The organism is Halorarum sp. SLYT50, assembly GCF_059821265.1.
The window spans coordinates 1,159,467-1,171,692 of record NZ_CM187555.1 but is presented as its reverse complement, the minus strand read 5'-3'; the positions used below and the strand labels follow the sequence as shown (position 1 = coordinate 1,171,692).

General features: G+C 71.4%; 13 protein-coding genes and 1 tRNA gene. 8 read left to right on the top strand and 6 right to left on the bottom strand.

Translation table 11 applies throughout. From position 1 onward, the window contains the following. The first annotated feature begins 55 nt into the window (after window positions 1-55). The gene (locus AC6RUA_RS06195; protein ID WP_499815408.1) at window positions 56-1,390 is read left to right on the top strand and encodes an LLM class flavin-dependent oxidoreductase; all 1,335 of its coding nucleotides are present in this window, start codon (window positions 56-58) and stop codon (window positions 1,388-1,390) included. Between the two features lie 300 nt (window positions 1,391-1,690). Here AC6RUA_RS06195 and AC6RUA_RS06190 read toward each other — a convergent pair whose 3' ends face one another. Then, window positions 1,691-1,876: a DUF8015 family protein gene (locus AC6RUA_RS06190; protein ID WP_499815059.1), complete on the bottom strand. Its 186-nt coding sequence runs from the start codon at window positions 1,874-1,876 to the stop codon at window positions 1,691-1,693. A gap of 129 nt (window positions 1,877-2,005) precedes the next feature. Further along, window positions 2,006-2,090: transfer RNA gene (locus AC6RUA_RS06185), tRNA-Leu, on the bottom strand. A 207-nt stretch (window positions 2,091-2,297) separates the two neighbouring features. Here AC6RUA_RS06185 and AC6RUA_RS06180 point away from each other — a divergent pair. Further along, the gene (locus tag AC6RUA_RS06180) at window positions 2,298-3,479 is read left to right on the top strand and encodes an MFS transporter (RefSeq protein WP_499815058.1); all 1,182 of its coding nucleotides are present in this window, start codon (window positions 2,298-2,300) and stop codon (window positions 3,477-3,479) included. A gap of 28 nt (window positions 3,480-3,507) precedes the next feature. Here AC6RUA_RS06180 and AC6RUA_RS06175 read toward each other — a convergent pair whose 3' ends face one another. Both AC6RUA_RS06175 and ahbB read right to left on the bottom strand, forming a co-directional pair. Next, entirely contained in the window at window positions 3,508-3,849 is a 342-nt protein-coding gene (locus AC6RUA_RS06175) for a ferredoxin (RefSeq protein ID WP_499815057.1), read from the bottom strand. A 117-nt stretch (window positions 3,850-3,966) separates the two neighbouring features. Beyond that, window positions 3,967-5,013: a siroheme decarboxylase subunit beta gene (gene ahbB, locus AC6RUA_RS06170; protein WP_499815056.1), complete on the bottom strand. Its 1,047-nt coding sequence runs from the start codon at window positions 5,011-5,013 to the stop codon at window positions 3,967-3,969. A gap of 146 nt (window positions 5,014-5,159) precedes the next feature. Between ahbB and AC6RUA_RS06165 the strand changes: the two genes are divergently transcribed. The 4 genes from AC6RUA_RS06165 (at window position 5,160) to AC6RUA_RS06150 (ending at window position 8,284) form a co-directional block, all read left to right on the top strand. Next, window positions 5,160-6,221, top strand: a complete 1,062-nt coding sequence (locus AC6RUA_RS06165) for an anthranilate phosphoribosyltransferase (protein WP_499815055.1) — start codon at window positions 5,160-5,162, stop codon at window positions 6,219-6,221. Between the two features lie 177 nt (window positions 6,222-6,398). Then, window positions 6,399-7,688 carry an amidohydrolase gene (locus AC6RUA_RS06160; RefSeq protein ID WP_499815054.1) on the top strand — a complete coding sequence of 430 codons (1,290 nt, stop codon included), beginning with the start codon at window positions 6,399-6,401 and terminating at the stop codon, window positions 7,686-7,688. A gap of 72 nt (window positions 7,689-7,760) precedes the next feature. Next, window positions 7,761-8,078 (top strand): hypothetical protein, encoded by a 318-nt coding sequence (locus AC6RUA_RS06155; RefSeq protein WP_499815053.1) that lies wholly within the window; start codon window positions 7,761-7,763, stop codon window positions 8,076-8,078. Next, on the top strand, window positions 8,075-8,284 hold the full coding sequence (locus AC6RUA_RS06150; RefSeq protein ID WP_499815052.1) for a hypothetical protein: 210 nt from the start codon (window positions 8,075-8,077) through the stop codon (window positions 8,282-8,284). The genes AC6RUA_RS06155 and AC6RUA_RS06150 overlap by 4 nt, the downstream gene beginning before the upstream one ends. A gap of 24 nt (window positions 8,285-8,308) precedes the next feature. Here AC6RUA_RS06150 and AC6RUA_RS06145 read toward each other — a convergent pair whose 3' ends face one another. Both AC6RUA_RS06145 and AC6RUA_RS06140 read right to left on the bottom strand, forming a co-directional pair. Further along, complete coding sequence (locus tag AC6RUA_RS06145) at window positions 8,309-9,274, bottom strand: succinylglutamate desuccinylase/aspartoacylase family protein (RefSeq protein ID WP_499815051.1); 966 nt, start codon at window positions 9,272-9,274, stop codon at window positions 8,309-8,311. 99 nt (window positions 9,275-9,373) lie between these two features. After that, window positions 9,374-9,739, bottom strand: coding sequence for a CPBP family intramembrane glutamic endopeptidase (locus AC6RUA_RS06140; protein ID WP_499815050.1), 366 nt, complete (start codon window positions 9,737-9,739; stop codon window positions 9,374-9,376). An 86-nt stretch (window positions 9,740-9,825) separates the two neighbouring features. On the opposite strand from AC6RUA_RS06140, the gene AC6RUA_RS06135 reads away from it, so the two are divergent. Both AC6RUA_RS06135 and AC6RUA_RS06130 read left to right on the top strand, forming a co-directional pair. Continuing rightward, on the top strand, window positions 9,826-10,377 hold the full coding sequence (locus tag AC6RUA_RS06135) for a peptidylprolyl isomerase (RefSeq protein WP_499815049.1): 552 nt from the start codon (window positions 9,826-9,828) through the stop codon (window positions 10,375-10,377). 166 nt (window positions 10,378-10,543) lie between these two features. Continuing rightward, window positions 10,544-12,202: a hypothetical protein gene (locus tag AC6RUA_RS06130; RefSeq protein WP_499815048.1), complete on the top strand. Its 1,659-nt coding sequence runs from the start codon at window positions 10,544-10,546 to the stop codon at window positions 12,200-12,202. The last annotated feature ends 24 nt before the right edge of the window (window positions 12,203-12,226 follow it).

Below are 12,226 nucleotides of genomic sequence, written 5' to 3'. Positions count from 1 at the left end.
GAACGCTACGGGGTGTATGAGCGGCGACGAGGGGATGCACCTCAACCTCTTCACGATGAACTCGGTCGAGCACGTCTCGCCGGGGTCGTGGACGTACCCGGGCGACCAGTCGCACCGCTACACCGACCGCGACTACTGGACGGACGTGGCGCGCACGGCCGAGCGGGGCGGCTTCGCGGCCGTCTTCTTCGCGGACGTCCGCGGCGTGTACGACGTGTACGGCGGCGACCGGGAGACGGCCGTCCGGAAGGCGATTCAGACGCCCGCGAACGACCCCAGCTACCTCGTGCCCGCGATGGCGGAGGTGACCGACTCGCTCGGCTTCGCGGTGACGCGCTCGACCACCTACACTCACCCGTACCAACTGGCGCGCGAGTTCTCCACGCTCGACCACGTCACCGACGGCCGGGTCGCGTTCAACGTCGTCACCTCGTATCTCGAATCCGCCGCCGCGAACCTCGGGCTGGACGAGCGGATGGAGAAGACGACCCGGTACGACCGCGCGGCGGAGTTCATGGAGGTGTGCTACCGGCTCTGGGAGGAGTCGTGGGACGACGACGCGGTGGTCGGGGACGCCGACCGGGGGGTCTACACAGACCCGGACGGCGTCCGCGCCATCGACCACGAGGGGGAGTTCTTCGACGTCCCCGGTCCGCACGGCTGTGAGCCGTCGCCCCAGCGGACGCCCGTGGTCTTCCAGGCGGGGTCGTCGGACCGAGGGCGCGACTTCGCCGCCGCGAACGCCGAGGCGGTGTTCTGCTCGCAGCCGACGGAGGCGGGCGTCCGCGAGTACGTGGAGGACCTGCGCGAACGTGCCGCGGACCGCGGGCGCGACCCCGACTCGCTCGCGTTCTTCCCCGGCGTCGTCCCCGTCGTGGGGGAGACCGACGCCGCGGCCGAGGAGAAGTACGACCGCCTCAGATCGCACGTCGACGTGGAGGCTGCGCTCGCACTCCTCTCGGGGTTCCTCGACATGGACCTCTCGGAACTCGACCCCGACCAGCGCATCGAACACATCGAGACCGACGCCATCCAGGGGACGATGAACACGTTCACGACGTCCGACCCCGACCGGGAGTGGACCGTGCGGGAGGTGGCGGAGTTCTCGGGGCTGGGAACCACCTCGCCGGTCGTCGTCGGGTCGCCCGAGACCGTCGCGGACGAACTCGCCCGCTGGTACGAGGACGTCGGCGTCGACGGGTTCAACGTGAAGGAGGTGGTTCGGACGGGGAGCCTCGACGACTTCGTCGACCTCGTCTCGCCGGAACTCCGCGAGCGGGGACTGCTCGCGGCTCCCGACCCGGACGAGACGCTGCGCGAGCGACTGTTCGGCGGCGACGCCCGCCTGCCCGCGGACCACCCGGGCCGTCGGCCGCCGGCCGACCGGTAACGCGGGAGAAACACACAACCGTCGGGCGATTTACTCCGGCATCCGCCGCCGACTGCGCCACGGTTAAGTGTACACACCCACTGTCCCAAGACGACGCTTCGTCTGGAGGGCCGGAGCGTCAGCGGGGACCAATTCGGGCGGCAGGCGTGCCGCACTCTCTTTCGGCACGCGCCGCCCTCGTTCCTATCGACCGCGAGACCCGTCAGTGACGGCTTCGACCGGTTCGGTACACGCGGCGAGAGATCGACGAGCGACGCTACTCCGCCGGCGGCAGGAAAAGGACGACCGACACCCGTCGACTCACTCCGTCGGGGGTCGCAGGAGGATTCCGTCGAGCATCGCCACGCCGGCGAGTGCGGAGCCGACGGTCCCCGCGACGCGGAAGGGAACCGAGAGGGCGAGCGTCGCTCCTACCGCCAGCAGCAGCGTGAGGCCCATCACCAGCAGCCGGAGGTCGGGCCGGGCGAGCGCGTCGAGTGGGAGCACGGTAATTACATCTCATTGGGTGCGGGTGTATCTTGGGGCCGACGTAACCGACAGGTAACAATACATCTGTCGAGTCTATGTATTCCTGACGGGCGGTCGTACCGCAGTCCGTCAGTCCGGTTCCGACGATGCGAGGGAAGGGATTCGAACCCTCGAACTCCTGAGAGAGCGGATCTTAAGTCCGCCGCCTTTGGCCAGGCTCGGCCACCCTCGCGCGTCGGCGCTTTTCGCCCGAGGGGCTTGCCGGTTTCGCTTTTCCCCCCGCCGTGCGGGGACGGACGACAGCCGTGTTTATGTGGTCCGACGAAGAGGGGAGAGCCACCCGTGAAGGAGCGTTCCGCTCGCGTCGGCGCCGCCGCTCGCGAGTCGTGGCGGACGGACGCGTCGGGTCGAATTCGGACGGAGGAGGTCGGGTGACGGGGTGAAGCCGCTCCGGAGCCGGCTTCCCGACCCCGCGCCTCAGTTCGTCGGGACGGTTCTGTCGTTCGGGACCCTCGGGTTCGTCTCCGGGGCCTGGCAGATACTCCTCGCCGAACTGAAGGCGGTTCTCGACCTCTCGCCGGGGGCCGTCGGGGTGGCGCTCGCGGTCGGAGTCGTGGCCGCTCTCCCGGCGATGGTCGTCAGCGGGCGGCTCAGCGACCGGTTCGGACCGCGGGCGCTCGTGGCGGGGACCGGCGTCCTCGTCGCCGTCGGACTCGCCGGGTTCGCGTCGACGCGGACGTACCTGACCCTGCTCCCCGTCGTCTGCGTCTACTACGCCGGCTTCGGGAGCTTCGACGTGGGGATGAACTCGGCGGCCATCACCGTCGAACGACGGGCCGGCGAGTCCATCATGTCGTACTTCCACGCGGCGTTCAGCGGGTTCGCCGCCGTCGGGGCGCTCGCCGCCGGCGGACTGCTCGGCGCGGACCTCTCGCTGTGGGTCGTCTACGCGGGGCTCGCGGTTCTGGCGCTGGCGTTCGCCGGCGGGGTCTCCACCGCGCTCGGCTACCCGGACGGGGAGCACTCGGAACCCGCACCCAGCGGCGACGACTCGACGCGCTCGCTCTTCTTCGAGCCGACCGTCCTGCTGGTCGCGTTCGTCGTCGCCCTGGCGTTCTTCGCGGAGGGGGCGCTCGGGAACTGGTCGACCATCTACCTCCGGACCGAACTCGCCGTCCCGGCGTCGCTGGGAGCGCTGGGCGTCGCCGCGTTCCACGCGGCCCTGGCGGTGGGGAGACTCGGGGGGGCGCGGGTCGCGCAATCGGTCGAGTCGCGCCGGCTGATACGACTCTCCGGCGGCGTCGGTGCCGTCGGCATGGTGCTCGCGCTCGCGACGACGGCTCTCCCGCTCGTCGTGTTCGGGTTCGCGCTGGTCGGCCTCTCGACGGCCGTCGTCGCGCCGCTGGGGTTCTCGCTCGCGGGCGACCTCGCGCCGGGCCGCTCGGGCGAGGCGAGTTCGGTCGTGACGTTCGTCGGGTACGGGGCGCTCCTCTTCGGCCCGGTGCTCATCGGGGGCGTCGCCGAGGCGGCGACGCTCGGGACCGCGCTCGCGCTCGTCGTCGTGTCGGGCGGCGCGATCGCGACGCTCGGCGCGCGGATACCGTCCCCCGAGGAGCGTTGAGTCGGGGGCGCTCGCGCGCGGTGTCTGTCTACCAGTCGACGCTCAGCGTCCCGTCGCCGTGCGGGTCCGGGGCGAGTTCCTCGTCGGTACGCCGGTCGACGACGTGGATACAGCCTCGCCCCTTCTTCGCGGGACACACCTCGGCCGCGCGGACGTTCTCGGCCAGGTCGTCCTCGCTCACGTAGTACGACTCGGGTTTCGCCATCCCCGAGACGATGTCCATCTCCCAGTTGTCCGCGACCTCGGCGCACTTGCCCGCGCCGAAGCAGGCGTTCGCCTCGAAGATTATCTTGTACGGCTTCTCCTCGACGGGCGGTCCCTCCCCGCCGTAGTCGCTCGCGGTCTGGACCTCGGCGTCCAAGTCGCTCATACCCGGGGTTGACGCAGCGCGGTCTTTCGTCTGTCGGTCGCGCGGGCACGAGAACGACGGCGACTGTCGTGCGGTCCCGCCGACGCGCGTCGCTCCGCCTCGCACGCGTCTCGTCCCCTACTCCTCGGCGCTCACCAGGTCGTCGTACCGCGCGCCCGTCTGCTTCAGCGTCTCCGTGGAGTAGAGGCGTTCGTGGGCGAACGGGAGGTGCTCGGCCGCGAGTTCGTCTATCTTGGCGTCGACGGCGTCGGCCTCCCGGCCGTGAATCATCGTGAACAGGTTGTACGGCCACCCCTGCTCGGGCCGACGCGGACGGTGGTAACACAGCGTCACGTACGGGAGTTCGCCCACCCGCTCGCCGAGTTCGTCGAGGCGGTCGTCGGGGACGTCCCAGACGACCATGCAGTTGTTCCGGAACCCGGTGACGACGTGGTTGACGATACAGCCGACGCGCTTGATACAGCCGTCGGCGAGCAGGCGCTCGACCGCCGCGAGGACGTCCGCCACGTCGGCGCCGAGGGCGTCGGCGACGTCGCGGTACGGCGTCGGCGACAGCGGGAACCCGCCCTGGATTTCGAGTAGCAGGCGCGCCTCCAGGTCGCTCAGTCCGCCCGTCGCGTCCTCGGAGATGCGGGTCGCCGACGCGTCCGTGGCGTCCGCCGACTCGCGCGCGAACGAGTCCGCGTTGAACACGGGGAACTCCAGGTCGATGTAGTAGTCGGTGAGCATCGGGAGGTTCAACACCTCACAGCCGGTTCGCGCCTCGACGTCGGTCAGGATGGCGTCGCGCCGCTCGCGCGTGCTCGCGGTGACGACGAACCACATGTTCCACTCGTGGTCGCGCCGGTAGTTGTGGTTCACCTGCCGGTAGCCGTTCACGACCGCCGCCACCTCCTCGAACCGGTCCTCGGGGGCCCGGACGGCCGCGAGCGTCGAGGAGCCGATGACCGGCGGGTTGAGCACCGCGCCGAACCGGCGGAGCACGCCCCGCTCGCGCAGGCGGCGCACGCGCTCGACGGCCTCGCGTTCGGTCACGCCGAGGTCGTCGGCCACGGCGCGGAACGGCCGCTCGACGACGGGGAAGTCGCTCTGGTACTCGTCCACGAGGCGGGCGTCGACGCCGTCGAGTCCGTCGCGCCAGTCGTCGCCCTCCAGCGTGCGCATCGCCGGGGGTTAGTCGCCGCGGTATCTACCGCTTTCGGAGCGCGGCGGCCCGGTCGCGCTCGGCGCGTCGTCGTCCCGACGGTGCGTCGCCGCTCTCGCTCGCGCCCGAACGGGACGTTTTTGCGCCGAGAGCCCAACGCACGCACATGGCACAAGCGACCGAGGAGTTCGGGGAGTGGCCGCTCAAGCGGCTGATGACGGAGGTCTGCGGCTCCGGTCCCAAGTCCGCGGACGACATGACGCGCGAGCAGGCGACCGAGGCGCTCCGCCGCATCTTCGCCGGCGAACCGGACCGCACCACGCTCGGGGCGTTCTGGCTGGCGAACCGCTGGAAGCGGAACGACCCGGAGGAACTCGCGGCGTACGTCGACGAGATGTGCTCGCGCGTGGAGTACGCCGAACCCGACGCCGACCCGGTCGACTGCGGGGCGAACTACGACGGCAAGGGCGACACCGCCGTCCTCGGCGTCGCGGCGGCCGCCGTCGCCGCCGGCGCGGGAACGCCCGTCGTCGTCCACTCGGGTGACCGGGTGCCCACGCAGAAGCAGGACGCCTACAAGCACGTCCTCGACGACCTCGGCGTGCGGACCGACCTGACGCCCGCGGAGTCGGCCGACATGACCGACGAGACCGGCGTCGGCTTCTACTACCAGCCGGCGTTCAACCCCGACGTGCACGCGCTCGAAGAGCGGCGCGACATGATGGGGGTGCGGACGTTCCTCAACACGGTCGAGACGCTGGCGAACCCGTCGGGGGCGTCGGTCCACCTCGGCTCGTTCTACCACCTCGCGTTCGCGAAGAAGGTCGTCGACACGTTCGAGCGGTCCGAGCACCACGACCTCCACCGCGTCATCATGTTCCAGGGGATGGAGGGGTACGACGACATCCGCCCCGGCTACACGAAGGTGGCCGAGTGGACCGACGGCGCGTTCACCGACTACGAGATAGAGACGCCCGAGTACGGGATGGACTTCGAGGAGGCCGACCTCGAGGTGTCGGACGTGGCCGCCGACTCCGCGCGCCTCACCGAGGAGGTGCTCGCGGGCGACCGGACGGGCCACTGGTATGACGCCGTCGCGCTCAACGCGGCGTTCAGAATCTACGCCCGCGAGGACGCGACCGACCTCGAGGAGGGGCTGGAGATGGCCCGCGCCAGCATCGAAGACGGCGACGCGGCGGCCGTCCTCGACGACCTACAAGCGTTCTGACCCGGTCGGCACGCGGGACTCCCCGAGACACCTGCTCTCCCGGCGCCGTCCGTCGCTCGACAAGGCCGAACCGTCGCCCCCGCCCGTTCCGTCGGCTCGTCCCCGAGTACGGGACTCGTCGGTGGGAACTCGCGCGGCCCGCAGTAGATTGATAACCCGACGAGCGAACCCGCCGTCATGACAAGTGACGACGCGGGCGAGGCGACGACGCGCGGGAAGGACCTGCGCGCGGTGCGGCGGGACCTCCACCGGTACCCCGAGGAGGGGTGGACCGAGTTCCGGACGACGGCGCTCGTCGCCGCCGAACTCGACCACCGGGGGTTCGACCTCCACCTCGGTCCGGACGCGGTGGCCGTCGAGGAGCGACTGGGCGTGCCGAGCGACGACGACCTCGCGGCCGCGAGGGACCGCGCGCGCCGCGAGGGTGCGCCCGAGGCGTACCTCGACCGGATGGGCGACGTGACGGGGCTGGTCGCCGTCAAGGAGTACGGCGACGGCTCCGGCCCGGTCGTGGGGGTGCGCGTCGACATGGACGCGCTCGCCAGACAGGAGGCGACCGACGACGACCACCGGCCGGCCCGCGAGGGGTTCGGGTCGACCCACCCGGGCGAGATGCACGCCTGCGGCCACGACGGCCACACCGCAATCGGGCTCGGAGTCGCCCGCGAACTCGACGAGCACGGCGGCTTCGACGGGACGCTGAAGCTCTTCTTCCAGCCCGCTGAGGAGGGGGGCCGCGGCGGCCTCCCGATGAGCCGGACCGCTCACCTCGACGACGTGGACCACCTGCTCGCGGTCCACCTCGGTCTCGACGAGGAGACGGGCACCGTCGTCGCGGGGTACGACCGCCCCCTCTCGAACGCGAAACTCGACGTGACGTTCTCGGGTGCGCCCGCCCACGCCGGCGGCGCGCCCAACGAGGGCCGCAACGCGATGCAGGCGCTCGCCACGGCGGTGCAGAACCTCTACGCCATCCCTCGACACGCGGACGGTCCGACCCGGGTGAACGTCGGGATGGTCGAGTCGACCAACGCCCAGAACGTCATCAGCGAGGAGGCGACGATGCGCGTCGAGGTGCGCGGCGAGACGGCCGACCTGAACGAGTACATGCTCGCGCACGCCCGGCGGATGCTCGACGCCGCGGCCGCCATGCACGACTGCGAGGTGGAGACGGGGCTGTACGGGAAGACCACGACGTTCGAGAACGACGCGGAGATGGTCGAGGCGGTGCGGACCGCCGCTGTCGGGGTCGACGGCGTGACGGACGTGCGCGACCGCAAGCCGTTCGGGGGGAGCGAGGACGCGTCGTTCCTCGTCCGCCGCGTGCAGGAGAACGGCGGGACGGCGACGTACGTCGGCGTCGGCGCGTCGAACACCGCGGGTCACCACACCGCCTACTTCGACATCGACGAGGAGTCGCTCGACATCGCGGTCGGCGTGCTCTCGGACACCGTCCGGTCGCTGTGAGACGCCGGTCGAACTCTCGGCGCTGATAGCCGGTGGCGTACGTTTATCAGCCGTTCCGCGTCACCCGCACGCGTGGCTCTCGGACCGGCGGCGATGTACGGGCTGTTCTTCCTCGCGGCCAGCGCCGTCGTCGTCCTGCTCGCGCTCTCGACGCACGTGCTCGGCCGGCGGGTGGGACACGAGCGCGCGCTCCCGGCGACGCTCGCGCTCGTCGGCGGATTCACGGCCGTGGGTGCGGTCGGCGGACTCGGCCCCGCGGCCGCTCGGGTCCCCGTGCTCGTCGGGTTCGCGTCCTCTACGTCCCGGTGGGCGTCGGCGGTCCGCTCGCGAGGGTGGTCACCGGACGCGGCTGGCCGGAGGTGTGTCGGTCGCTCGTCGGCGGCTGGATGACCGCGCTCGTCGTCGCGCTCGTCTCGCAGGCGACCGGGGCGTCGTTCGACGCGCTCATCGGTTCGACGCCGGGACTCCTCGGCGTCGACTGGTACCTCGGCTTCCTGCTGTACATGGCGTGCGTCGGCCTGCTGGCCGGCGCGTTCACTGCCGGTCTGCTCGCGGTCGGCGCCCCCGGCGACGGCGAGGCGCCGGCGGCGACGTGAGGCGCTCTCGGTTCCCCGCTCGCCTCACTCGTCCAGTCGAATCGCGACGCCCACCAGCGTCTCGCCCGCGGTCACCGTCGCCTCCCGCGTGACCGAGTAGACGACGCCTCCCCGGTCGGCCGTCGCCGTCTGGAGCGTCTCGTAGCTCGCGGGGTCGAACACCTCGCCCACCTCGTCGCCCTCCTCGACTTCGGTCCCGATTTCGACGCCGTCGGCGGCACGAAACAGTCCCGAGTCGGCCGCCTTCACCCGACCGAGGTGGTTGCGGGCGCGAACCCCGGTCCACTCGGGGACGTCAACACCGTCGTCGAGGACGCCGGTCTCGCGGAGCACGCGTTTCGTCCCCTCGACGCCCGTTCCGATGGCGTCCTCGACCAGTTCCTTGTTGTGTGCCAGTTCGGGCGTGATGGAGGGGATGCCCTCGCGCGTGGCGGCGACGCGGAGCTTCCCGCCGAAGTTGCGCTGCTCCCACTCCTCGTCGGCGTCCTCGCCCGCCGCCTCCGCGAGCAACAGCCCGGTGCCGAACGCCTCCGCCAGCCGGCGGCAGTCGTCGTCGCCCTTCAGGTACACCGTGTGGGTGAGCATGTCGCGGCTCCCCGTGTGCAGGTCGACGATGTAGTCGGCGTCGCCGACGTACGTCCAGAGCGCGTCGGCCATGCGCTCGTGGATGCTCCCGTCGGGGTCGCCCGGCCAGCAGCGGTTCATGTTGTTGTTCACCGAGTCGTACGCCTCCGGCGTGGTGTACGAGACGGTGTCGAACGTGAGCGGGTCCGCGACCGGAACTGCTACGACCGTGCCGTTCAGGTCGCGGTCGAGCAGGTATTCGTGGAGGCGGCGGAGGACCGCCGCGCCGTTTATCTCGCGGCCGTGTTGGGCCGCCTGCGCGTACACGACCGGGTCGCCCGAGCCGTACGTGTGCACCGTCGTCTCGACGGCGATGCCGGACGGGAGGCGCGCGAGCGTGACGCGTTCGCGGTCGTAGTCGGCCATACGCGCCCCGTCGGTGGCGGGGGGCTTGTAGCTACTCACCGGCGTCGAGCGACGACTGCCGAGACCACTGGAACCGCCGAAATCGGGCTTTCAGACGCGCTACCGCGTGCGGTCTGCGGCCTCCTCGGACGTGCGCCGTCCCCGCGAGCGAGCGACGACGAGTCCTCCCACCAGCAGGACCGCCGGGAGCAGACTCCCGGCTCGGGCGACGACCCACGCGAAGACGACCGACCACCCGGCGAGGAGCGGGAGGCACCACGCGACCGGGAGTCCGCCGCCGCCGGCCTCGCCCCCCGGGAGGACGAACAGCGGGAGGTGCCAACACCCCCACACCACTCCGACGACGAGTCCGGCCGGGAGGACGCCCACCGCCTCCGACACCAGCGGCTGAAGGTAGCCGCGCCAGCCGACCTCTTCGGCCAGTGGCTCGCCCACGACGACGTTCACGAGGAAGACGACGGGCACCAGCAGGTACTCCCCTCGCCCCGGGAGGTCGCCCGGTTCGACGGAACTGCGAACGCCTTTTCACGCTCGTCCCCCCATCCCCGACGATGAGCGACGACCTGCCGACCGTGACGTTCCAGACGAACCACGGCGAGTTCACCGTCGAACTGTACCCCGACCGCGCCCCCCGGACGGTCGAGAACTTCCTCAACCTCGCGGAACACGACCCGGCCGCGAGCGACGACCCCGCGCCCGACACGACGACCTGGGAGGACCCCGAGACGGGCGAGACACGCGGCGACTCGCTGTACGAGGGGAGCGTGTTCCACCGCATCATCGACGACTTCATGATTCAGGGCGGGGACCCCACCGGGACCGGCCGCGGCGGCCCCGGGTACGAGTTCGACGACGAGTTCCACGACGAGCTCCGACACGACGACGAGGGCGTGCTCTCGATGGCGAACTCGGGCCCGGACACGAACGGCTCGCAGTTCTTCATCACGCTCGGCCCCCAGCCCCACCTCGACGACCGCCACGCCGTCTTCGGCAAGGTCGTCGACGGCCTGGACGTGGTGCGCGAGATCGGCAACGTCCAGACCGGTCGAAACGACCAGCCGCGCGAGGACGTCGTCGTCGAGTCGGTCACCGTGAACCGGTAGGCGTCGACCCGCCCGCCGGACGCTGCAGCACGACCGCTCGACGCTCCGCGACGTTCCGGTCTTTTGGATACCACACGAGTACCCTCTGTGTTCCTATACGTTCCCAGTATAGTTCTTGATAGCGAGGCGAGAGCCCTTATCCCGTCTGCCCGGCGTCCGACACACGATGCGACCGCGCACGTCGGTGGTGGTTCTCGCGCTCGTACTCCTCGCCGGGGCGGGCGGGACCGCGAGCGCCGAGACGGTTTCCGGGGGGACCGCGCCCGTTCCGTCCGGTGAGGGGACGGGGGTGGCGATAGCGAACGCGACCATCGACGGGACGACGAACTCGACGCTGACGGTCGGCTACCGTGTCGGAACCGACGTGAACCTGACCCCGGTCGAGCTACGGGTGTACGGGCCGAACCACTACCGCTACTACGGCCTCGACGACCGCGAGGGGACCGTCGAAGTCACCGTCGGGGCCGATTCGCTCGTCGGGGGAACGCACCGGTTCCGGGCGGCGGTGGTGAACGCCGCCCCGGTTCACGACCCGGCGCTGGCGACCGACACGGCCGTCGTCGAGAGCCTGTCGCCGGTGTCGCTCGTCTCGACCGCCGTCGACGCGTCCGGCGACGACAACGTCACCGTCACGGCCACCCTGGAGAACCCCACGGACGCGCCGGCCGCCTACGACGTCGCACTGTACGAGACCGGGGTCGTCGGCTCGGTCCTCCACTGGAACGAACACGACTCCGTCTACGGCGAGCAGGCCGTCCGGCGCGTCGTCGTCCCCGCTGGAACGACGCGGACGTACGCGCTCAACGGGTCCCTGCGGACCGTCGCGAACGGGTCTGTCCTGCGAGTCAACGGCGAGACGCCGTGGACGCTGGCGGGCGAGACGGTCGCCCGGGTCGCCCGGCGTTCGGCCCCGCCCGACTCGGACGCCCCGGTGTCCGACGGGAACGAGAACGGGACGACGGCGGGCGGCGACGACCGTCCGCCGGCCGACACCGGTCGGGCGTCGACGGGGGGCGGCGGCAGTGACGGCGGAGCCACCGCACCCCCCTCTGCGGACTACGAGGCCGTCGCGACCGCCGACGGGGCGACGGTTCTCGTCCGCGACGCGCCGGAGCGAGTCCGGTTCGAGACCGACGTACCCGGGGTCTCGGGTGCGGGGGTCGCCGTCGACCGGGTCGAGTTCTCGTTCGACGTCGACGCGCCCGACGTCCGCGTCGAGTTCGGAACGCCGACCGGCACCGTCGAGGGAGGTCCGCCGCTCGAGGGGGCGCACGCACTCGCGTACGTCCCGACGACCGCGGTCGGACCGGTGGACGAGCGACTCGACCGCGCCACGGTCCGGTTCCGGGTCAACCGGTCGGCGCTCCCCGCGAACGCGACGCCGGACGACGTGGCGTTCTACCGCTCCCGCGACGGTGGGTGGACGCGGCTCGAGGCGGAGCGGGTCGACTCGAGCACGTACGAGGCGAGCGTCGTCGGACTCTCGACGTTCGCGGTCGGCGTCGACAGTCCGTCGAACGCGACCGCGGACGGGAACCGGAGCGCGGACCCGGACGCCACGGGCCGTACGACCCCGACGGCCACCGCAATCGCGACGCCGTCGTCCGTTCCGACGACGCCCGACGGGAACGCGTCGTCGACACCTCCGACGCCCCCGGCGACGACGGGGTCGACGAGGACTACGGGGACGCCGGCGTCGCCGGAGACCGGAAGCGGCGAGGACGAGACGGCCACGACCGCACCGGGATTCTCGGCCGTCGGAGCGCTGGCGGCTCTCGCGCTGACCGGGGCCGTGCTGCTCGCCCGCCGGTCGGACGAACGGTAACGGTAAACCCCGGCCCCGCGACCG

Bases quoted from the DNA above. Each gene is read 5' to 3' on its own strand.
- AC6RUA_RS06130 (WP_499815048.1), top strand. From the start codon at position 10,544: ATGCGACCGCGCACGTCGGTGGTGGTTCTCGCGCTCGTACTCCTCGCC.
- AC6RUA_RS06145 (WP_499815051.1), bottom strand. From the start codon at position 9,274: ATGGCCGACTACGACCGCGAACGCGTCACGCTCGCGCGCCTCCCGTCC.
- AC6RUA_RS06175 (WP_499815057.1), bottom strand. From the start codon at position 3,849: ATGAGCGACTTGGACGCCGAGGTCCAGACCGCGAGCGACTACGGCGGG.
- AC6RUA_RS06165 (WP_499815055.1), top strand. From the start codon at position 5,160: ATGGCACAAGCGACCGAGGAGTTCGGGGAGTGGCCGCTCAAGCGGCTG.
- ahbB (WP_499815056.1), bottom strand. From the start codon at position 5,013: ATGCGCACGCTGGAGGGCGACGACTGGCGCGACGGACTCGACGGCGTC.
- AC6RUA_RS06135 (WP_499815049.1), top strand. From the start codon at position 9,826: ATGAGCGACGACCTGCCGACCGTGACGTTCCAGACGAACCACGGCGAG.
- AC6RUA_RS06150 (WP_499815052.1), top strand. From the start codon at position 8,075: ATGACCGCGCTCGTCGTCGCGCTCGTCTCGCAGGCGACCGGGGCGTCG.
- AC6RUA_RS06195 (WP_499815408.1), top strand. From the start codon at position 56: ATGAACTCGGTCGAGCACGTCTCGCCGGGGTCGTGGACGTACCCGGGC.
- AC6RUA_RS06160 (WP_499815054.1), top strand. From the start codon at position 6,399: ATGACAAGTGACGACGCGGGCGAGGCGACGACGCGCGGGAAGGACCTG.